This is a genomic window from Rubrivivax albus (assembly GCF_004016515.1).
Lineage (GTDB): Bacteria > Pseudomonadota > Gammaproteobacteria > Burkholderiales > Burkholderiaceae_C > Rubrivivax > Rubrivivax albus.
On the sequence record NZ_SACT01000001.1, the window covers coordinates 414931 to 433883 of the forward strand.

Below are 18953 nucleotides of genomic sequence, written 5' to 3' on the forward strand. Positions count from 1 at the left end.
GCGATGTAGCATCGCTTCCTGACTCACGTGCGGGATGGGCTGTCGCTTCCGATACCCGCGCCCTGGAGATAGGCGTGGAGCCGCTGCACAAGTGGCCCATCGGCCACCGGCGGCAAGCCGCCAGAGGCACCCAAAGAGCCGCGCTGGTCCAGCCGTTCCACGAGTTCCTGCTCGTTCCAGGCGACCACCACGCCAGGACGAGTCGCCAACCAGCGCGCTGTGGCTAGTTGATGGTCGTTTCGATGCTCGCCCAGGCTGGCGTGACGCGGCATGATCAGTATCGGTCGCGAGTGGCGCATCGCAGTCAGGATGGATCCCATGCCGGCATGGGCAACGATCAGGCTCGACTCCTGAACCAACTGGTCGGCTCGCGACGGCGATACGAAAGGCTTGCACTCAAGATTCTTCAACTGCAACCGCGTCGGGCCGGTCTGGGCGAAGACTTTCGTGTCTGGGTTCCTGCCCGCCCATGCATCCACGGCAGCAAGCATCCTGTCGAATCCAAGCTGCGTCCCGACAGTTACAAAGATCACAGCACCGCTCCCCAGTAATGCGGGCCTTCAGGGCGAGCCAAGTGTTCCCATTGCGTCAACCACACATGCGCCCATCGACCGACTCGAGCCCCTGAGGTCGACAACGTTTCCGAGTTGGCAATGCTGTCGATCCAAACTGTCTTCGCGCCCACCAATCGACCGCACAAGACGGCTGCAAACCCAGGCGCAGCGCCGGTGGTCACGACGTAGTCCGGACGGACGCGCAGCAGTCGCCATGCGACTTGAAGGAACATGACGACGAGAGCCCACTTGTTCCATAAGTTGGCGTCGCGCACTACGTAAAACGGACCATTTACCTGCCCTGCGTAGTCTGGCTCAGTGCTCATCCACGATACCCTGCTGTCCCCAAGTGCTGGATGTAGTCGCTGTAGTTGAACCCAATGACCACCCGCTGACGCCACGGCCAGCACGTGTGGACGAGAACTTTGCGCGTTCAGTGTCGACATGCGATCTCATGGGCGCGTGAGACGCCTCCGATCATTGGGTAGAAGGTCTGCTGCGGGTGCCCGCCGATGGTGCCGACTTGCTTGACGCGCCCGCAGCAACGGCGCACCACGGCAGTCTCGTACACGCGTGAGTTGACTGGTCGAGTTTTCATTGGACACGGCGCTGGGCATGTTGCCATCGGACTTTGGGCCGATGAAACTTGTGCGTTTTGGCTCGACGCAAACAATGCGACGACTTCCTCATCGGGAATGAGCGTTGGGGCGGTCGGATTGCGCAGCCAAGCAAGCTGCGCGCCTACGATCCTCAATCCCTCTCGCTCAACGCCATAGTTCTACTAACGACCGCTGACTGAGAACTCCGCAAATTCTATAGTCGTGTCCTTCGGTGCCGCCCAGCTGTCATCGTTGCCGCCATAGAAGACATCGAAGTAGATGCGATCGGTCTTCAACTGATCGCTGGTTCTGAAAGTCATGCCCTGCTGATCCACGACCAACTGGCCGTCTGACCAAACCTTGATGTAACCATCGGCCGCGCCGATGCTGTTGAGCTTGACTTCCTGAACAAGGTGAACCCACTCGCCGCGTCGCAGGGGAATCTGCCGGGATCCAATGGGTGTCCCGTAGGTGACACTGGTGGGCAGATACGCATACACGCTCGCCGCAAAGTTGCCCGTCCACATGTAACGCGCGGAGTACCCGTCTGCTCCGTTCGGGATGGTTCCGCCACCGTTGCAGGTGCCGCCACAAAGTCCCGGGAGCTTGCCACCTCTCCCCTGCGCGAAGTCGCTGGGAAATCGCACCTTGTAGCTAAGTCGAGCGACCTCATAGGTGCCAGGCAGCAGTGACTTGAAGCCCGTACCACCTTGGGGTAGGCCCCGCTTACGCATGGTGGCAGGGTCTATCGACCCTTTCGGGATGAAGACCCGCAGCACGTTGCCGCTGACTTCCGGGTCCGTGGCGTAGCTCCGGTTCTGCACGCCCCATCCCACGGGGTTGCCCGGCCAGCCTTCGACCCCCGCTTCTAGGTTACTGCTCCACACGATTGAAAGGTCTGCACTCTTGTCGGGCCCCGGGAAGTCGGCCGCCGCACGAGGCGTCGGCGGCGATGTCAGGTTCGCTGAAGGCGATACGGCCACCGTGGGCGCATCTCGGCCGTCGGCTGAGGGCGAGGTCGGGCTTGACTTGAGCGCCACGGCTGTCGTTACGGTCGCGCCCTGGACCGTGCTCGTTTCTGTGTCCACTATGACGGCAGCCGAGTTTCCAGCCATGTCTGTCACCTGCGCGCCATCTTCGCCGCCACCGCAGGCGGCCAGCAGCGCAGTACCTGCCAGGACAGAGATCAGCATGGGCTGCGCGCTTCTTTCGCCATAGCGCGAGGTGTAACGCATTTTCGGCTCCGTAGAGTTGGCGCGGCTGTGGTGGGAGCCCACGCAGCGGATGGAGCCGCCTTGCGGCTCTGGCCAGCGGCCTATCAACCCTCTATCGGCGGTTGCCCGCGACGCGCGTACCCGGGTGGCGCAAAAAATTGCAAAGAGATGTTCGTGACTAGATGCCGCCGCGGCCCGCGTAGGTCAGCTTCCGTCTGCGCCGCCAACGCTTGGCCCAGTGGGCATCAATCCGCTGCCCCGGAACCTATCGCTGAACCCGCACCCGTGCCGTCAGCCGAACGCTTCGGCGTACTTCAGCTCCGGCGCCGCCGAATCCTTTGCGGCCACCCGCGGCATCGTGCCCCCGGCCAGCGGCCACGCGATCCCGATCTCCGCGTCGTCCCACCGGATCGCCCGCTCGCAGTCCCTGGCGTACACGTCGGTGGTCTTGTAGAGGAAGTGCGTGTCTTCCTCCAGCGCCAGGAACCCGTGCGCAAACCCCGGCGGGATCCACAGCTGGCGGCGGTTGTCCGCGGTGAGTTCCACCCCGACCCACTGGCCGAAGTGCGCGCTGCCACGGCGGATGTCCACCGCCACGTCGAAGGCGCTGCCCTTCACCACCCGCACCAGCTTGCCCTGCGCATGCGGCGGCAGCTGGTAGTGCAGCCCTCTGAGCACGCCCGTGGCGCTGCAGGAATGGTTGTCCTGCACGAAGGGCCCGGCGGGCGGCAGCCCCAGGTCCTGCAGCCCCTGCTCGAACCGCCCCGCGTTGAAACTCTCCATGAACCAGCCGCGCTCGTCACCGAAGACCTGCGGTTCCACGATCACCACGCCGGGCAGGGCGGTGCGCAGCATCTTCATCGGTAGGCTCCTGGGGCGTACGGTGCGGGCGGCATGGGGGTCAGGGGCGCGGCAGTTGGGCGGCAGTCACGGTGGCCCAGCATTGTTCGTGCCCAGCCCGGGGTGCTACAGCGCGGCAGTTCGATGTTGCCAGACCCCTATGACGGTACTTCAGCGCATCCCCCAAGGTCGCGTGGTGCGTTGAGGCACGGCGGGCGGGCTGGGGGTGAATGGGTTCACGATCCGCGCGCCGGCAATGCGTTTGGGCGTGGTCGGCAACAGGTGAAATCGGCGCGAGTAGGCCAGCCATGGGCTGATGAAGGCGGTTCAGGCCCCGCCAGTGCGGTACAGCCAACCGGCGTTCACCATAAGACCGCGACAGCTTGATCGGCAAAGAGGGCGTCACACGACACCAGCGTCATCCCTTCCAGCGCGGCCTGGGCGACCAACATGCGGTCGAAGGGGTCGCGGTGTGACCACTCCAGTGCACCGGCCTGCCAGGCGTGCCGGGCCTGGACCGGCAGGCTCACGAAACCTTCGGTGGCCACCATGTCGTCGAACCCGCCGGTGGGCCAGGCCCAGGTGGGCAGCTTGCCGATGCGCTGCTTCGTGGCGATCTCCCAGGCGGACGCGGCGCTGACGAATATGCCGTTCTGCTCGTCTGTGATGGCGCGCCTGGCGGTGTCGGACAGTTTCGCGTCGTCGTTCCACCACCACAACAACGCGTGGGTGTCCAGCAGCAGGCGCATCACCGCCCTTCCCAGGCGTCCAGTTCCTCGGCTGGCAGGGCGTCGAAAAAGGCCGAGGTGTCGATGCGATCCTTCAGACGGCCGGGCTGTCGCGCGGGCGTCTGGGATGCCAGGGGCATCAGCCGGGCGTAGGGCTTGCCCGCCTTGGCCAGGATGATCTCCTGTCCTGCGTGGGCCTGTTCCAGCAGCCTCGAAAGATGGGTCTTGGCTTCGTGGACGTTGACGGTGATGCTGCTCATATCAGCAACTATGGCGTCTCGACTGGACTAAGTCAATGGACTAAGTCAAAAGTGTGCCTTGAACCCTGGCCAGACTTGCACCTAGAACGCCCGGTCGTTCAGCAGCTTCATCAGGTACTGTCCGTACCCGTTCTTGCGCATCGGTGCGGCCAGCTTTTCCAGCTGCGCCGCGTCGATCCACCCGGACCGGAAGGCGATCTCCTCCGGGCAGGCCACCTTCAGTCCCTGGCGGTTCTCCAGCGTGGCGATGAACTGCCCGGCTTCCATCAGGCTGTCGTGGGTGCCGGTGTCCAGCCAGGCGTAGCCGCGGCCCATGATCTCCACGCTCAGCTGCCCCTGGCGCAGGTAGGCGGCGTTGACCTCGGTGATCTCCAGCTCGCCGCGCGCACTGGGCTTGATCGACGCGGCAATGTCGCAGACCTGGGCGTCGTAGAAGTACAGCCCCGTGACCGCGTAGTTGCTCTTGGGCTGCGCCGGCTTCTCCTCGATGCTGATCGCGCGGCGCTGGGCGTCGAACGCGACCACGCCGTAGCGTTCCGGATCATGCACGTGGTAGGCGAAGACACTGGCGCCTTCGCTGCGCGCGTTGGCGCGCTGCAGCAGGCCCTGGAAGTCGTGGCCGTAGAACAGGTTGTCGCCCAGCACCAGGGCGCTGGGGCCGCCGCCGACGAAGTCGCGCCCGAGGATGAAGGCCTGCGCCAGCCCGTCGGGGCTGGGCTGCACGCAGTACTGCAGGTTCATGCCCCAGGCGCTGCCGTCGCCCAGCAGCGCCTCGAAACGCGGCAGGTCCTGCGGCGTGCTGATGACCAGCACGTCGCGCATGCCGGCGAGCATCAGCGTGCTCAGCGGGTAGTAGATCATCGGCTTGTCGTACACCGGCAGCAGCTGCTTGCTGATGGCCAGCGTGGCCGGGTGCAGCCGCGTGCCGGCGCCGCCGGCCAGGACGATGCCCTTGCGGGGAGGTGGCGTGGTCATCGGTTCAGGATCTCCGTGAGCATGCGCCGCACGCCCAGTTCCCACGGCGGCAACGTCAGCCCGAAGGCGGTGGTGAGCCGAGTGCAGTCCAGCCGCGAGTTCAGCGGGCGCCGGGCCGGCGTGGGGTACTCGGCGGTGGCGATGGGCCGGATGGCCTCGGGCGCCACGCGCACGGGCAGGCCGGCCTGGCGGGCCTGCTCGATCACCATCTGCGCGTAGCCGTGCCAACTGGTCTGCCCCGCTGCGGTGCAGTGGTACAGGCCGCACAGGCTGACGTCGCGCTGGATGGCGCGCACGGCGTGTGCGGTCACGTCGGCCAGCAGGTCGGCCCCGGTGGGCGCACCGATCTGGTCGTCGATGACCCGGAGTTCGTCGCGCTCCTGAGCCAGGCGCAGCATGGTGCGCGCGAAGTTGCCGCCGCGCGCGGCGTAGACCCAGCTGGTGCGCAGGATCAGGTGGCGGCAGCCGCTGGCTTGGATGGCCTGCTCGCCGGCCAGCTTGGTGCGGCCGTAGACGCTCAGCGGGTTCGGGGCGGCGGTCTCGTCGCGCGGGGCGTTGCCGCTGCCGTCGAAGACGTAATCGGTGCTGTAGTGCACCAGCAGCGCGCCCAGGGCCTTGGCCTGCTGCGCCAGCACGCCGGGGGCGGTGGCGTTGATGGCCTGCACAAGCGCGGGCTCGGACTCGGCCTTGTCCACGGCGGTGTGGGCCGCGGCATTGACGATGAGGGCTGGTTGCACCGCCTGCACGAGCGCAGACAGAGTGTCGGGGTGGCTGAAGTCGGCGGTGTGCGGCGCGGGGGTGTCGAAGTCGCAGGCCGTCACCGCCCCCAGCGGCGCCAGGGCCCTCTGCAGTTCCCAGCCGACCTGGCCGTTGGCGCCCAGCAGCAGAATCTTCATTGCTTCAGCGGGCGGCGTAGTTGGTGGTCACCCACTCGCGGTATGCACCCGACTGCACCTGGGCCACCCAGTCGGCGTGGTCCAGGTACCACTGCACGGTCTTGCGGATGCCCGACTGGAAGGTCTCGGCCGGGCGCCAGCCGAGTTCGCGCTCGATCTTGCGCGCGTCGATCGCGTAGCGGCGGTCGTGGCCGGGGCGGTCGGCCACGAAGGTGATCAGGCGGCTGTACGGGCCGGCGGGGTCGGGGCGCAGTTCGTCGAGCAGGCTGCAGACAGTCTGGACGATGTCGATGTTGGCCATCTCGTTCCAGCCGCCGACGTTGTAGGTCTGGCCCAGGCGGCCGTGGGCCAGCACGGTGCGGATGGCGCTGCAGTGGTCGCGCACGTACAGCCAGTCGCGGATCTGCTGGCCGTCGCCATACACCGGCAGCGGCTTGCCGGCCAGGGCGTTGACGATCATCAGCGGGATGAGCTTCTCGGGGAAGTGGTACGGGCCGTAGTTGTTGGAGCAGTTGGTGGTCAGCACCGGCAGGCCGTAGGTGTGGTGCCAGGCGCGCACGAGGTGGTCGCTGGCGGCCTTGCTGGCCGAATAGGGGCTGTTGGGCTCGTAGCGGTGGTCTTCGGTGAAGGCCGGGGCGCCGGGGGCCAGGCTGCCATAGACCTCGTCGGTGCTGACGTGCAGGAAGCGGAAGGCCGTCTTGTCGGCGTCGCCCAAGGTGTGCCAGTACCCGCGGGCGGCCTCCAGCAGGGTGAAGGTGCCGTCCACGTTGGTCTTCATGAAGGCGCCGGGGCCGTGGATGCTGCGGTCCACGTGGCTCTCCGCGGCAAAGTGCACCACCGCGCGCGGGCGGTGTTCTGCCAGCAGGCGGTCGAGCAGGGCGCGGTCGGTGATGTCGCCGTGCACGAAGACATGGCGCGCGTTGCCCTGCAGGTTGGCCAGGTTGGCCAGGTTGCCGGCATACGTCAGCGCATCCAGGTTGAGCACGGGCTCGCCGCGCGTGGCCGGGTTGCCCAGCCAGTCGAGCACGAAGTTGCTGCCGATGAAGCCGGCGCCGCCTGTGACGAGGATCATGCGAGGTCGTTGGGTGTGGAGGAACTGTCGACGCTGACCGGGGTTCAGTAGTCCAGGATGCAGACGGGCTTGCCGATGCGGGCGCAACTGGAGCCGGCACAGCAGGCGCTGCGCGGTTCGGCACACGACTGGCCCTCGGGCACGCACTGGTTGCCGGCCCCTGCGGCGCCAGGTCGCGTGGTGGGGCCTTCCGGGGGCGACGAGCACGCGCCGGTCACCATCGACAGCAGCAGTGCGACGTACATCGACTGCCGACGCAGCCGGCCAGGGCGGGTTGGAACGTTGCTTCTCACAGGGACATTCTCGCTTGGCTAGCGGCGTTGGGGGATGCCGAATCGTGGCGCGCTTGTGAACTAGGGTGTGTCGGCCGCAGCGGCATTTCCACCGAAAGCGGCCGGCAAGCGCAACGGGTCCGGCATTCGCCGTGGGTTGCATCGTCCGTCTCCGGGATAATCCCGCCCCATGAAAGTCACCGTCATCGGCACCGGCTACGTCGGCCTCGTCACCGGCGCCTGCCTCTCGGAAATGGGCAACCACGTCGTCTGTCTGGACGTGGACGCGCGCAAGATCCAGATCCTCAACGACGGGGGCATCCCCATCCACGAGCCGGGGCTGGATGCCATCGTTCAGCGCAACCGCGCCGCCGGCCGCCTGCAGTTCACCACCGACGTCGAAGCTGCCGTGGCCCATGGCACGCTGCAGTTCATCGGCGTGGGCACGCCGCCGGACGAGGACGGCTCGGCCGACATGCAGTACGTGCTGGCCGCCGCGCGCAGCATCGGCCGCCACATGACCGACTACAAGGTCATCGTCGACAAGAGCACGGTGCCGGTGGGCACGGCCGACCGCGTGAAGGCCGCGGTGGCCGAGGAACTGCACAAGCGCGGGCTGCAGGACACCGGCTTCGCGGTGGTCTCCAACCCGGAGTTCCTGAAGGAAGGCGCTGCGGTCGAGGACTGCATGCGGCCCGACCGCATCGTGGTCGGCGCCGACGACGAGCGCGCCATCCTGCTGATGCGCGCGCTCTACCAGCCCTTCATGCGCAACCACGACCGGCTGATGGTGATGGACGTGCGCAGCGCCGAGTTCACCAAGTACGCGGCCAACGCCATGCTGGCCACGCGCATCAGCTTCATGAACGAACTCGCGCTGCTGGCCGAGCGCGTGGGCGCGGACATCGAGCAGGTGCGCAAGGGCATCGGCAGCGACCCGCGCATCGGCACGCACTTCCTGTACGCCGGCACGGGCTACGGCGGCAGCTGCTTCCCCAAGGACGTGAAGGCGCTGATCCACATCGGCCACGAGAACGCGATGGACCTGCAGGTGCTGCAGGCGGTGGAGGCGGCCAACGACCGCCAGAAGATGGTGCTGGTGGACAAGGTGGTGAAGCGCTTTGGTGAAGACCTGACGGGCCGCCGCTTCGCCGTCTGGGGCCTGGCCTTCAAGCCCAACACCGACGACATGCGCGAGGCGCCCAGCCGCGTAATCGTCGACGCGCTGCTGGCGCGCGGCGCCACGCTCAGTGCCTACGACCCGGTGGCGATGACCGAGGCGAGGCGGGTCATGGAAGGCCTGTCGGGCATCACCTATGCCGACAGTGCCGACGCCACGCTCGACGGCGCCGATGCCCTGCTCGTCGTCACCGAGTGGAAGGAGTTCCGCACGCCGGACTTCGACCGCATCAAGGCGGCGCTGAAGCAGCCCGTGGTCTTCGACGGGCGCAACATCTGGGAGCCGGCGCTGATGAAGACGCTGGGCATCGAATACCACGGCATCGGGCGCGCCGGCGCCTGAGCCGGACGTTCAACCCTGAGCGTGGTCAGCCTAGTAGGCGGTCGCAGGCGCCGCCGGGGCGGATCTCGATGGCCAGTGGTGGTGTGCCGTCGCGGGCCAGCCAGGCCTCCAGGTCGCGGCAGCCGCCGTCGTCGGTGCACAGCTGCCAGCCACGGCCGGTGGCGCCGCTGACGGCCAGTCGCAGCACCGGCACCTGCAACGCGCGCCGGTAGACCCACCAGCCGTCCTGCAGCACGGACCCCTCGGGCGGGTCCATGCCGGCGCCGGAGCCGCGCACGCGGCCTTCGGCCAGCACCAGGGCGTTGCCCTGCACCTGCCAGCGTTCGCGCCACTCGGTCTTCTCCACCGAATGCGTCCACACCAGCGTGAAGGCCTGCGCCGCCAGCGGCAGGGCCACCGCGGCGGTGGCCAGGCAGAGACTCATGCCGGGGCGTGCTGCTGGCGCCCGCGCGTGCGCCACAGGTGCACGCCGATCACGCCGGCGGCCAGCGCGAAGCCGATTTCGTCGGTGATGGGCAGCGCGGCGATCAGCGTGACCGCAGCCGCTGCGGCCACCACGCGCTCCAGCGCATGCATCGGCGCACGCCCGAAACCGATCACCGCCGTGCCCCACAGGCCGATGGCCAGCAGGCACTTGAAGACGATGTAGGCCACCGCCGCCGGCATGCCCCATTCGGTAGCCAGCGCGCCGCCGGGCTGCAGCATCAGCGCCGGCGTGTAGACCGCCATGAAGGGGATCACGAAGCCGGCCGCCGCTACCTTGATGGCCTGCATGGAGATGCGCAGGCCGCGCTCCTTCGCGATGGGCGCCGCGGCGAAGCAGGCCAGTGCCACCGGCGGCGTCAGGTCGGCCAGGATGCCGAAGTAGAAGACGAACATGTGGCTGACCAGCAGCGGCACGCCCAGTTCCAGCAGCGCCGGGCCGGCGATGCTGCTGGTGATGATGTAGTTGGGGATGGTGGGGATGCCCATGCCCAGGATCAGGCAGGTCAGCATCGTCAGCAGCAGCGACAGGAACAGGCTGTCCTTGCCCACCGCCACCACGAACTGGCCGAAGGTGTTGGCCGCGCCGGTGAGCGTCATCGTGCCGATGACGATGCCGACGATGGCGCAGGCGATGCCCACCGGCAGCGCCGTCTTGGCGCCTTCGGCCAGGCTGTCGCGGCACAGCAGCAGGGTCTTGCGGCCGCCCTGCGTGAAGGCGCACCAGGCGATCAGCGCCACGATGCCGCTGCTCAGCGCGGCCATGCCGAACTGCTGGAAGCTGGCGGCCACCAGGCCCAGCCCCACCCAGAACAGCACGCGCAGCGGCGTGCCGGTGAAACCCTGCGCCACCGCGCCGCCGAGGATCAGCATCACCGTCAGCGCCAGGCCCACGGTGCCGGCGAACAGCGGTGTGTAGCCGGAGAACAGCAGGACGACCAGCACGATCAATGGAAGGATCAGGTACCACTTGGCCTTCAGCGCGGCCAGCGGCGAAGGCAGCTCGTCCTTCGGCAGCCCCACCAGGCCCGCGCGGCCGGCTTCCAGGTGCACCATCCAGAAGGCCGACAGGAAGTACAGCACCGCCGGCACCACGGCCGCCTGCACCACGGCGCTGTAGGGCACGTCCAGCGTCTCGGCCATGATGAAGGCCACCGCGCCCATCACCGGCGGCATGATCTGCCCGCCCATCGACGCCGTGGCCTCCACGCCGCCGGCAAACGCAGGCCGGTAGCCGAAACGCATCATCAGCGGGATGGTGAACTGCCCGGTGGTCACCACGTTGGCCACGCCAGAGCCGCTGATCGTGCCCATCAGGCCCGAGGACACCACGGCCACCTTGGCCGGGCCGCCCCGCTTGTGGCCGAAGAGGCCCATCGCGATGTCGGTGAACAGGCCGATCATCCCGGCCTTCTCGAGGAAGGCGCCGAAGAGGATGAACAGGAAGATGTAGCTCGACGAGACGTATGTGGGGATGCCGTAGACACCCTCGGTGCCGTAGGTCATGTGGTCGATGACCTGGCTGAAGTCGTAGCCGCGGTGGTTCAGCGGCGAAGGCAGGTGCTGGCCGAACAGGCAGTAGGCCAGGAAGGCGCCGGCGATGATGGGCAGGGCCGCGCCCATCGCCCGCCAGGTGGCCACGAACAGCAGCACCAGCAGCACCACGCCCACTGCGATGTCCACGTCGTTGGGGTCGCCGGCACGCAGCAGCAGCGGCTCGTACTCCACCCACTGGTAGACCGCGACACCGGCGGCCGCCACCGCCATGGCCCAGGCCAGCACGCGCCACGGCAGGTTGGCCTGCGCGGTCAGCAGCGGAAACACCAGCGCCAGCAGGAAGCTCACGTGCACCGCCCGCACCAGCTGGCTGGGCAGGTCGATGATGTGCGCGGCGGTGGCGATCTGGAAGGCCGAGAAGGCCAGGGCCAGCCAGAACAGCAGCCGCCCCTGCAGGCCGGGCGGGAAGGCGCCGGCCAGGGGTTCGTGCTGCTGCAGCAGGGCATCGCCGCCGTCGGGCGCGACGGCGGCGGGGCGGGTGGCGCTCACGATGGAAAGGGTCCGGACCCGATTACTTGATCAGGCCCTTTTCCTTGTAGAAGCGCTCGGCACCGGGGTGCAGCGGCAGCGGCATGCCGTTGATGGCCGTCTCCAGCTTGATGGCGCTGGCGGCCTTGTGCGCCGCGACCATGGTGTCGAGGTTCTCGAACAGCTGTTTGGTCATCTGGTAGACCGTCTCGTCGGACACGCCGCTGTGCGTGACGAGGAAGTTCACCACCGCCAGCGTGGGCACGTCGGCCGTCTGCCCGTTGTAGGTGTTGGCCGGGATCGTGGTGGCCACGAAGGGCGCGCCGAGCTTGCTGGCCACGTCGGCCGGCACTGCCACCATCGTGATGGGGATGGAGGTGGCCAGGTCACGGATGCTGGCCACGCCCAGGCCGGCGGACTGCAGCGTGGCGTCGAGCTGGCGGTTCTTGATCAGTTCCACCGATTCGCCGAAGGGCAGGTACTCGGTCTTGCCGAGGTCCTTGTAGGACATGCCCATGGTCTCGAAGATGCGGCGTGCATTCACCTCGGTGCCCGACTTCGGCGCACCCACCGACAGGCTCTTGCCCTTGAGATCCGCGAAGGTCTTGATGCCGCTGCTCTGTGACGCCACGATCTGGATCACGTTGGGGTACACGGCGGCCACGCCGCGCAGCTTGTCCAGCTTCTTCGGGAAGCCGACCTCGGCGTCGCCTTCCCAGGCCGACTTGACCGAGTCGCCCAGCGCCAGTGCGATCTCGCCGCGGCCGCTCTGCAGCAGGTTCAGGTTCTCCACCGAGGCCTTGGTGCTCTGCACCTGGGTGCGCACGCCGGGAATCTTCTCGGCGTAGATCTTGCCCAGCGCCACGCCCAGCGGGTAGTACACGCCACTGGTGCCGCCGGTGAGGATGTTGACGAACTGGTCGGCCTGCGCGGCCAGCGGGGCCAGCGTGCCGGCGGCGGCGACGGTCATGGCACCGATCAGGGTGGTCATTCGGCGGGGCATCGTGGGCATTCGGTAGTCTCCGGTCGTTGGTTGGAAGTCAGTGGGTCCAGCGGACGCCTCATGCGAAACGCAAGTGGCGTGCCAATTCGCTGCAACAGCCGTTTTTACCCCGACCGTGCCGAAGCTGTTGCGCTGAGGGATCCTTCCTTCGGGTTTACACGGAAGACTGAGTCGGTTGTCGTCGTTGCGGACGGCGGCATCGTTCCGGTTCGTCGGAAGCGTCTCGACGTGGCGTCTGGACGGCCGGAATCCGTCGCCGCAACGGGGCAAGCCATAGACTGGGGCAAGAATGCAGAAACCTGCCGTGGACGCCGGGGACGAAGCGATGGGACGGGCGCCCGGTGCGAGAGCCGGATGGTCCCGCGGCCAGTGGTACCTGTGGTTCTTCGCGGCCCTGGCGACGGCCTTGATCGTGCATCGGCACGTGCTTCATTGGCAGACGGACGAAGCGGTTCAGGCCGCCAGCAGCCGCCTCGAGCTCTTGGGCGCCGCGCTGCACACCGAGCTGGCGCGCCATGAAACCCTGCCGGGCATCCTGGCGCTGGAAGCGACATTGGCGGCCGCGCTGGCAGCGCCGGACGATCCGGCGGCCGTGCAGGCCGCCAACGTCTACCTGCGCCGCGCTCGCGCGCTCGTGGATGCGGAGGCCGTCTATCTGATCGACCGCAGCGGCGTCACCATCGCGTCAAGCAATGCGGGCCAGCCCGACTCCTTTGTCGGCCAGAACTACGCCTTCCGGCCCTATTTCGTCGATGCCATGCGCACCGGGTTCGGTCGCTTCTACGCGATCGGCACGACCACGGGGCGCCCCGGCTACTTTCTCGCCGCGGCCCTCGAAGCCGCGGCCGCGGCACAAGGCGCTCTGGTGGTGAAGGTCTCGCTCGGTGAATTCGAGCGGACCCTGGCGGCCGGGCCCTGGCCGACGTTGGTGCTGGACGAGAATGGTGTGGTCATCCTGGCGTCGCGATCCGATCTGCGCTACCGCAGTCTCGTGCCGCTGTCCGCCGCGCAGCGGGCGACGATGGCCGCAACACGGCAATATGACGGCAAGGCGATCACACCGATGCTGTCGATTCCAGAGTCAACGCTGGCGCCTGCCGAGGCCCGCACCTCGGCGGCCAGACAGCTGCTCGGTGCCGGAAGCACGGCGGTCCACCGCGACCTGGTCAAGCAGCCCTGGCAGCTGGCCTCCTTCGTGGGTGCCTCCCCCGGCGGCGCCGTGGCCGTGGTGGCCGCAGCGTTCGGCTTTTCCATGATCATGGGCATGGCCCTGCTGCTCCACGCGATCGCGCTGCGACGCGCGCGTCAGCGGGATCTTCTGGAGCGCGAGGACGAGATCCAGCGGCGCATCGAGGCCGGCACGCGGAAGCTGCAGACCCAGCTCGAGGTTCAGGCGCAGACCGAGGCCATGCTGCGCGCGACCACCGATTCGGCCGTGCAGGCCGGCAAGCTCACCGTGCTCGGCCAGATGTCGGCAGGCGTCTCGCACGAGTTGAACCAGCCGCTGACGGCCATGCGGCACTTCGCGGAGGCGGGGCAGATGCTGATCGCCGCGGGCGATCTCGACGCTGCCGACAGGAACTTCGGGAAGATCGCCCGGCTGTCGGAACACATGGGGCAGATCGTGGGCCATCTGCGCAGCCACGCGCGCAAGCAGCCGGGCGAGAAGACGGCGATCAGCGTGGCGGCGGTCGTCGATGGCGCGTTGCAGTTGCTGCAGGCGGGCCAGAACACGGCCATCAACGTGGGCGTGCAGGTCGACCCACCGGACTTGACGGTGCTGGCGCAGCACGTGCGTGTGGAGCAGGTGCTCGTCAACCTGCTGCGCAATGCGATGGAGGCGAGTCCGGCCGACGAAGGGCCGTGCCTGCAGGCCTGGGGCGACCAGAGTGACGCCTACATCGACGTGCGCGACCGAGGCCCAGGGGTCAAGCCCGAGGCCAGGGACCACCTCTTCGAGCCGTTCTTCACCACCAAGTCCCGGGGACAGGGCCTGGGCCTGGGTCTGGCCGTGTCCAAGATGATCACCCGGGAACTCGGCGGAGACCTGACCGCGCATGAGCGCGAGGGGGGCGGCGCCGTGTTTCGCGTCCGGCTGCCCCGGGTGAGCGCGGCCCCGATGGCGGGGCCGGCGGTGAACCGCATCGCAACGACGCATGAGCGCTGACATCTTTCTGGTCGACGACGACGAACTCGTGCGTGAGGGCCTTCAGCAGGTGCTGGAACTGTCGGGCTGGAGCGTCAGGACCTTTGCCGACATGTCGACCGTGATGTCCAGCCTGCAACGCGGCGAGGAACCCCTGGTCCTGATCTCGGACGTCCGCCTCGAGAAGGGTGACGGACTCCAGCTGCAGCGCGCCGTCCGTGCACACGATGCCGGCATCCCGGTGGTGCTGATCACCGGCCACGGGGACATCGACATGGCGGTCCAGGCCATGCGCGACGGGGCCCACGACTTCCTGGAGAAGCCGTTCTCGGCCGGCAAGCTCGTGGCCACGACCCGCCGCGCCATGGGGCAGCGCAAGCTGGTGCTCGAGAACCTGGCGCTGCGCCAGCAGATCGAACAGGGCAACGAATGGGGGCTGATCGGGCACTCGCCGGAGATCAGGCGCGTTCGTCGCCTGATCTCGGACATCGGCCAGTCGCGCGTGGACGTGCTCATCCTCGGCGAAACCGGCACGGGCAAGGAAGTGGCCGCGCGTGCGCTGCATGCGGCCAGCGGCACGCAGGATCCCTTCGTGGCCATCAACTGCAGCGCCCTGCCGGAGTCCGTCTTCGAGAGCGAGATGTTCGGGCACGAGAGCGGGGCCTTCACCGGCGCTTCCCGGCGGCGTGTGGGCAAGATCGAACATGCGCGCAAGGGCACGGTCTTTCTCGACGAGATCGAGTCGATGCCGTTGAGCCTGCAGGCCAAGCTGCTGCGGACCATCCAGGAACGCAGCGTCGAGCGGTTGGGCAGCAACGACAGCGTTGCCGTTGGCTGCCGCTTCATCGCCGCCACCAAGGTCGACCTGCTCCAGGCCGCCAGGAACGGCAGCTTCCGCGAGGACCTCTACTACCGGCTGGAGGTCGTCACCCTCGCATTGCCACCCCTGCGCCATCGCACGGAAGACATTCCCTTGCTCTTCGGCCACTTCGTGACCCAGGCCGCGCGCCGTCATGGCGCCGAGGTGCCACCGTGGACATCCGACGACATGCTGGCCTGGCAGCAGCGCGACTGGCCCGGCAACGTGCGCGAACTGCGCAACATGGCCGAGCGGTGGTGTCTGGGCCTGGAGCGCCTGCCCGTGCAGGCAAGCCGGTCCCGGTCTGGCCTGACGGAGACTTTGGGTCGGGTGGAACGAACCCTCATCGAGAACGCATTGCGTGATCACGCCGGCAACGTGCAGGCGGCCGCCGATCAGTTGCGCATTCCGCGCAAGACGCTGTACGACAAGCTCTATCGCCTTGGCATCGATGCCGCGGGCTATCGGTCGGACGTCTAGGCTTCGAGCACGGCTCGCGCCCGGCGTGACACTGCCAGCAGGCCTGTGCCAGGCGAATCTTCACCACGACCGGCCCTCGACCCATGGAACTGCCCGCCCATCAACTCAGCATGACGGTGCTGATGACGCCCGACACGGCCAACTTCTCCGGCAACGTGCACGGCGGCACCATCCTGAAGCTTCTCGATCAGGCGGCCTACGCCTGCGCGAGCCGTTACGCCGGTCGCTACGTGGTCACGCTGTCCGTGGACCAGGTGATCTTCCGCCAGCCCGTCCACGTCGGTGAACTCGTGACCTTCCTCGCGTCGGTCAATCACGCGGGAAGATCTTCGATGGAGGTCGGCATCAAGGTCGTCGCCGAGGACATCAGGTCACAGACGATCCGCCACGTGAACAGCTGCTTCTTCACGATGGTGGCGGTGGACGACCACGGACATCCGACGGCCGTACCGCCCTTGCGGCCGTTCACCGCGGACGAGAAGCGCCGGCACGCGGCTGCGGCGGCGCGCAAGGCGCAGCGACAACGAGCCCGGTCGGCCGATGGGGGCGACCCCGTCACCCCGTGCGACCCTCAGGTGCGGCCGTAGGTGTCCTCGAAGCGCACGATGTCGTCCTCGCCCAGGTAGCTGCCGGACTGCACCTCGATGATCTCCAGCGGCACCTTGCCCGGGTTGGCCAGGCGGTGCACCTGGCCCAGCGGGATGTAGGTGCTCTGGTTCTCGGTGAGCAGGATGACCTGGTCGCCATTGGTGACCTCGGCCGTGCCGCTGACGACGATCCAGTGCTCGGCCCGGTGGTGGTGCTTCTGCAGGCTCAGGCTGGCCCCGGGCTTGACCAGGATGCGCTTGACCTGGAAGCGCTCGCCCATGTCGATGCTGTCGTACCAGCCCCAGGGCCGGTGCACCTTGCGGTGCAGCGCATGCTCGCCGCGCTGCTCGGCGCCCAGGCGGGCGACGATTTTCTTGACGTCCTGGCTGCGGCTGCGGTCGGCCACCAGCACGGCGTCGGGTGTCTCGACGATGACGACGTCGCTGACACCCACGGCGCCCACCAGGCGGCTGCTGGCGTGCACCAAGGTGTTGCGGCTGTCCTCGATCAGCGCATCGCCGATGGCGGCATTGCCGGCACCGTCCTTGGGCGCGGCCTGCCACACGGCCTCCCAGGCGCCCAGGTCGTTCCAGCCGGCGTCCAGCACCTCCATGCCCAGCGGCTGCCCGCTGCCGGGGCATCGCTCCATCACCGCGTAGTCCACCGACTCCGACGGCACGGCGCCGAACAGCGCCTTGTCCGGGCGCACGAACTGCGCGTCGGTGGCGCGCCCGGCCCAGGCCGCACGGGTGGCCTCGGCGATGTCGGGACGGAAGCGCTCCAGCGCGGCCAGCCACACCGACGCCTTGAGCACGAAGATCCCGGCGTTCCAGTAGTAGCCGCCGTCGGCCAGGTAGCGCTCGGCCGTGGGGGTGTCGGGCTTCTCGACGAACTGCGCCACGGCGCTGCCGTCGGCGCGGATGTAGCCGTACCCGGTCTCGGGGCGGTCGGGGCGGATGCCCAGGATCACGATCTCGCCGCTCGCGGCGCGCCGCGCGGCGGCCTGCAGCGCACGGGTGAACGCGGCATCGTCGGCCACGGTCTGGTCCGACGGCGTGACCACCAGCACCGGATCGGCACCGGCTTCGAGCGCCTGAAGCGCAGCCAGGGTCACCGCCGGTGCGGTGTTGCGGCCCATGGGCTCCAACAGCACGGCCGCCGGCGTGGCCTGCACCTCGCGCAGCTGGTCCAGCACCATGAAGCGGTGCTCCTCGTTGCCCACCACCAGCGGGGAGGTCACCACGATGTCGGCCGCGGCCAGCCCGGCCAGCCGCTGCGCAGCCTGCTGCAGCAGGCTGGTGTTGCCGGCCAGCACCAGGAACTGCTTGGGGTAGCCGCTGCGCGACAGCGGCCACAGCCGCGTGCCGGAGCCGCCGGCCATGATCACCGGCTGCAGGGAAAGGGTCTTTGTCATGGGGTCTCGAATCCGTTCGGGTTCTGCGACTGCCAGCGCCAGCTGTCGGCGCACATGCGGTCCAGGTCGTGTTGCGCGCGCCAACCCAGCAGGGTGGCCGCCAGCGCCGGGTCGGCGTAGCAGGCGGCCACGTCGCCGGGCCGGCGCGGCGTAACCCGATAGGGTACGTCACGCCCGCTGGCCGCGGCATAGGCGCGCACCACTTCGAGCACGCTGTAGCCGCGCCCCGTGCCGAGGTTCACGGTCAGCGAACCCGGCTGGTCCAGCAGGCGGCGCAATGCCGCCACGTGGCCTTCGGCCAGGTCGACCACATGGATGTAGTCGCGCACGCCGGTGCCGTCCGGCGTGGGGTAGTCGTCGCCGAAGACCTGCAGGAACTCGCGCCGTCCCACCGCCACCTGGGCCACATAGGGCATCAGGTTGTTGGGCGTGCCGCGCGGGTCCTCGCCGATCAGGCCGCTCTCGTGTGCGCCCACCGGGTTGAAGTAGCGCAGGATGGCGGTCTGCCAGGCCGGGTCGGACGCACCGAGGTCGCGCAGCAGGGTCTCGCCGATCAGCTTGGTCTGGCCGTAGGGGTTGGTGGCGGTCAGCCGCGCGTCCTCGGTGATGGGCAGGTGCTCCGGGTCGCCGTACACCGTGGCACTGGAGCTGAAGACGAAACGCCGGATGCCGTGCCGTTGCAGCGCGCTGCACACGTTGACCAGGCCACCGACATTGTTGCGGTAGTAGGCCAGCGGCTGCGCCACCGACTCGCCCACCGCCTTGAAGGCGGCGAAGTGCACCGCCGCGTCGATGCGGTGGCGCTGCAGCAGGGCTTCCATCGCCTCGGCGTCGGTGACGTCCAGACGCTCGAACACCGGGGCCCGGCCGCCGAGCCGGTGCAGCCGGTTCAGCACCTCGGGCGAACTGTTGGAGAAGTCGTCGACGCCGACCACGTCGTAGCCGGCCGACTGCAGGGCCAGCCAGGTGTGCGACGCGATGTAGCCGGTGGCGCCGGTGAGCAGGACGGTGGGCATGGGGGTG

At 68.2% G+C, this 18953-nt stretch carries 18 protein-coding genes; 4 read left to right on the top strand and 14 right to left on the bottom strand.

The genetic code is table 11. The annotated features are described in order from the left end of the window. Positions 1–23: 23 nt before the first annotated feature. The 9 genes from ENE75_RS01920 to ENE75_RS01965 form a co-directional block, all read right to left on the bottom strand. The gene (locus ENE75_RS01920) at positions 24–533 is read right to left on the bottom strand and encodes a glycosyltransferase (protein WP_158288831.1); all 510 of its coding nucleotides are present in this window, start codon (positions 531–533) and stop codon (positions 24–26) included. A gap of 802 nt (positions 534–1335) precedes the next feature. Next, positions 1336–2388 carry a polysaccharide lyase gene (locus ENE75_RS01930; protein WP_128195072.1) on the bottom strand — a complete coding sequence of 351 codons (1053 nt, stop codon included), beginning with the start codon at positions 2386–2388 and terminating at the stop codon, positions 1336–1338. A gap of 270 nt (positions 2389–2658) precedes the next feature. Further along, entirely contained in the window at positions 2659–3228 is a 570-nt protein-coding gene (gene rfbC / locus ENE75_RS01935) for a dTDP-4-dehydrorhamnose 3,5-epimerase (protein WP_128195074.1), read from the bottom strand. A gap of 341 nt (positions 3229–3569) precedes the next feature. Beyond that, a complete protein-coding gene (locus ENE75_RS01940) occupies positions 3570–3956 on the bottom strand; it encodes a type II toxin-antitoxin system VapC family toxin (protein ID WP_128195076.1) in 387 nt (128 codons plus the stop codon). Then, the gene (locus ENE75_RS01945; RefSeq protein WP_128195078.1) at positions 3956–4195 is read right to left on the bottom strand and encodes a type II toxin-antitoxin system Phd/YefM family antitoxin; all 240 of its coding nucleotides are present in this window, start codon (positions 4193–4195) and stop codon (positions 3956–3958) included. Before ENE75_RS01945 ends, ENE75_RS01940 begins: the two co-directional genes overlap by 1 nt. An 81-nt stretch (positions 4196–4276) precedes the next feature. Further along, the gene (gene rfbA / locus ENE75_RS01950) at positions 4277–5170 is read right to left on the bottom strand and encodes a glucose-1-phosphate thymidylyltransferase RfbA (protein WP_128195080.1); all 894 of its coding nucleotides are present in this window, start codon (positions 5168–5170) and stop codon (positions 4277–4279) included. Further along, positions 5167–6066, bottom strand: a complete 900-nt coding sequence (rfbD, locus tag ENE75_RS01955; RefSeq protein ID WP_128195082.1) for a dTDP-4-dehydrorhamnose reductase — start codon at positions 6064–6066, stop codon at positions 5167–5169. The genes rfbA and rfbD overlap by 4 nt, the downstream gene beginning before the upstream one ends. A 4-nt stretch (positions 6067–6070) precedes the next feature. Further along, positions 6071–7138: a dTDP-glucose 4,6-dehydratase gene (gene rfbB / locus ENE75_RS01960; protein ID WP_128195084.1), complete on the bottom strand. Its 1068-nt coding sequence runs from the start codon at positions 7136–7138 to the stop codon at positions 6071–6073. Between the two features lie 44 nt (positions 7139–7182). Then, positions 7183–7383, bottom strand: a complete 201-nt coding sequence (locus tag ENE75_RS01965) for a hypothetical protein (protein WP_158288832.1) — start codon at positions 7381–7383, stop codon at positions 7183–7185. Positions 7384–7600: 217 nt separating this feature from the next. Here ENE75_RS01965 and ENE75_RS01970 point away from each other — a divergent pair, with 217 nt between their 5' ends. Next, the gene (locus tag ENE75_RS01970) at positions 7601–8932 is read left to right on the top strand and encodes a UDP-glucose dehydrogenase family protein (protein WP_128195088.1); all 1332 of its coding nucleotides are present in this window, start codon (positions 7601–7603) and stop codon (positions 8930–8932) included. Between the two features lie 25 nt (positions 8933–8957). Here the strand turns inward: ENE75_RS01970 and ENE75_RS01975 are convergent, their stop codons facing one another. The 3 genes from ENE75_RS01975 to ENE75_RS01985 are packed head-to-tail and all read right to left on the bottom strand — an operon-like array spanning position 8958 to position 12431. Continuing rightward, a complete protein-coding gene (locus ENE75_RS01975; protein WP_128195091.1) occupies positions 8958–9356 on the bottom strand; it encodes a DUF1850 domain-containing protein in 399 nt (132 codons plus the stop codon). After that, the gene (locus tag ENE75_RS01980) at positions 9353–11461 is read right to left on the bottom strand and encodes a TRAP transporter permease (protein WP_233258878.1); all 2109 of its coding nucleotides are present in this window, start codon (positions 11459–11461) and stop codon (positions 9353–9355) included. Before ENE75_RS01980 ends, ENE75_RS01975 begins: the two co-directional genes overlap by 4 nt. A gap of 22 nt (positions 11462–11483) precedes the next feature. Beyond that, positions 11484–12431: a TAXI family TRAP transporter solute-binding subunit gene (locus ENE75_RS01985; RefSeq protein WP_128195093.1), complete on the bottom strand. Its 948-nt coding sequence runs from the start codon at positions 12429–12431 to the stop codon at positions 11484–11486. Positions 12432–12732: 301 nt separating this feature from the next. Between ENE75_RS01985 and ENE75_RS01990 the strand changes: the two genes are divergently transcribed. The 3 genes from ENE75_RS01990 (at position 12733) to ENE75_RS02000 (ending at position 16515) form a co-directional block, all read left to right on the top strand. Continuing rightward, positions 12733–14610, top strand: a complete 1878-nt coding sequence (locus tag ENE75_RS01990; RefSeq protein ID WP_128195095.1) for a sensor histidine kinase — start codon at positions 12733–12735, stop codon at positions 14608–14610. Next, positions 14600–15928 (top strand): sigma-54-dependent transcriptional regulator, encoded by a 1329-nt coding sequence (locus ENE75_RS01995; RefSeq protein WP_128195097.1) that lies wholly within the window; start codon positions 14600–14602, stop codon positions 15926–15928. The genes ENE75_RS01990 and ENE75_RS01995 overlap by 11 nt, the downstream gene beginning before the upstream one ends. A gap of 83 nt (positions 15929–16011) precedes the next feature. After that, positions 16012–16515, top strand: coding sequence for an acyl-CoA thioesterase (locus ENE75_RS02000; RefSeq protein WP_128195099.1), 504 nt, complete (start codon positions 16012–16014; stop codon positions 16513–16515). On the opposite strand, the gene ENE75_RS02005 is transcribed toward ENE75_RS02000, so the two are convergent. Further along, positions 16500–17930 carry a mannose-1-phosphate guanylyltransferase/mannose-6-phosphate isomerase gene (locus tag ENE75_RS02005; protein ID WP_233258879.1) on the bottom strand — a complete coding sequence of 477 codons (1431 nt, stop codon included), beginning with the start codon at positions 17928–17930 and terminating at the stop codon, positions 16500–16502. The two genes, ENE75_RS02000 and ENE75_RS02005, sit on opposite strands and share 16 nt — an antisense overlap. Continuing rightward, positions 17927–18946, bottom strand: coding sequence for a UDP-glucose 4-epimerase GalE (galE, locus tag ENE75_RS02010; RefSeq protein ID WP_128195101.1), 1020 nt, complete (start codon positions 18944–18946; stop codon positions 17927–17929). Before galE ends, ENE75_RS02005 begins: the two co-directional genes overlap by 4 nt. Positions 18947–18953 lie beyond the last annotated feature (7 nt).

Excerpts from the sequence above, each read along its gene's own strand:
- ENE75_RS01930 (WP_128195072.1), bottom strand. The coding sequence starts at position 2,388 with ATGCGTTACACCTCGCGCTATGGCGAAAGAAGCGCGCAGCCCATGCTG.
- rfbC (WP_128195074.1), bottom strand. The coding sequence starts at position 3,228 with ATGAAGATGCTGCGCACCGCCCTGCCCGGCGTGGTGATCGTGGAACCG.
- ENE75_RS01940 (WP_128195076.1), bottom strand. The coding sequence starts at position 3,956 with ATGCGCCTGCTGCTGGACACCCACGCGTTGTTGTGGTGGTGGAACGAC.
- ENE75_RS01945 (WP_128195078.1), bottom strand. The coding sequence starts at position 4,195 with ATGAGCAGCATCACCGTCAACGTCCACGAAGCCAAGACCCATCTTTCG.
- rfbA (WP_128195080.1), bottom strand. The coding sequence starts at position 5,170 with ATGACCACGCCACCTCCCCGCAAGGGCATCGTCCTGGCCGGCGGCGCC.
- rfbD (WP_128195082.1), bottom strand. The coding sequence starts at position 6,066 with ATGAAGATTCTGCTGCTGGGCGCCAACGGCCAGGTCGGCTGGGAACTG.
- rfbB (WP_128195084.1), bottom strand. The coding sequence starts at position 7,138 with ATGATCCTCGTCACAGGCGGCGCCGGCTTCATCGGCAGCAACTTCGTG.
- ENE75_RS01965 (WP_158288832.1), bottom strand. The coding sequence starts at position 7,383 with ATGTACGTCGCACTGCTGCTGTCGATGGTGACCGGCGCGTGCTCGTCG.
- ENE75_RS01970 (WP_128195088.1), top strand. The coding sequence starts at position 7,601 with ATGAAAGTCACCGTCATCGGCACCGGCTACGTCGGCCTCGTCACCGGC.
- ENE75_RS01975 (WP_128195091.1), bottom strand. The coding sequence starts at position 9,356 with ATGAGTCTCTGCCTGGCCACCGCCGCGGTGGCCCTGCCGCTGGCGGCG.
- ENE75_RS01985 (WP_128195093.1), bottom strand. The coding sequence starts at position 12,431 with ATGACCACCCTGATCGGTGCCATGACCGTCGCCGCCGCCGGCACGCTG.
- ENE75_RS01990 (WP_128195095.1), top strand. The coding sequence starts at position 12,733 with ATGCAGAAACCTGCCGTGGACGCCGGGGACGAAGCGATGGGACGGGCG.
- ENE75_RS01995 (WP_128195097.1), top strand. The coding sequence starts at position 14,600 with ATGAGCGCTGACATCTTTCTGGTCGACGACGACGAACTCGTGCGTGAG.
- ENE75_RS02000 (WP_128195099.1), top strand. The coding sequence starts at position 16,012 with ATGGAACTGCCCGCCCATCAACTCAGCATGACGGTGCTGATGACGCCC.
- ENE75_RS02005 (WP_233258879.1), bottom strand. The coding sequence starts at position 17,930 with ATGACAAAGACCCTTTCCCTGCAGCCGGTGATCATGGCCGGCGGCTCC.
- galE (WP_128195101.1), bottom strand. The coding sequence starts at position 18,946 with ATGCCCACCGTCCTGCTCACCGGCGCCACCGGCTACATCGCGTCGCAC.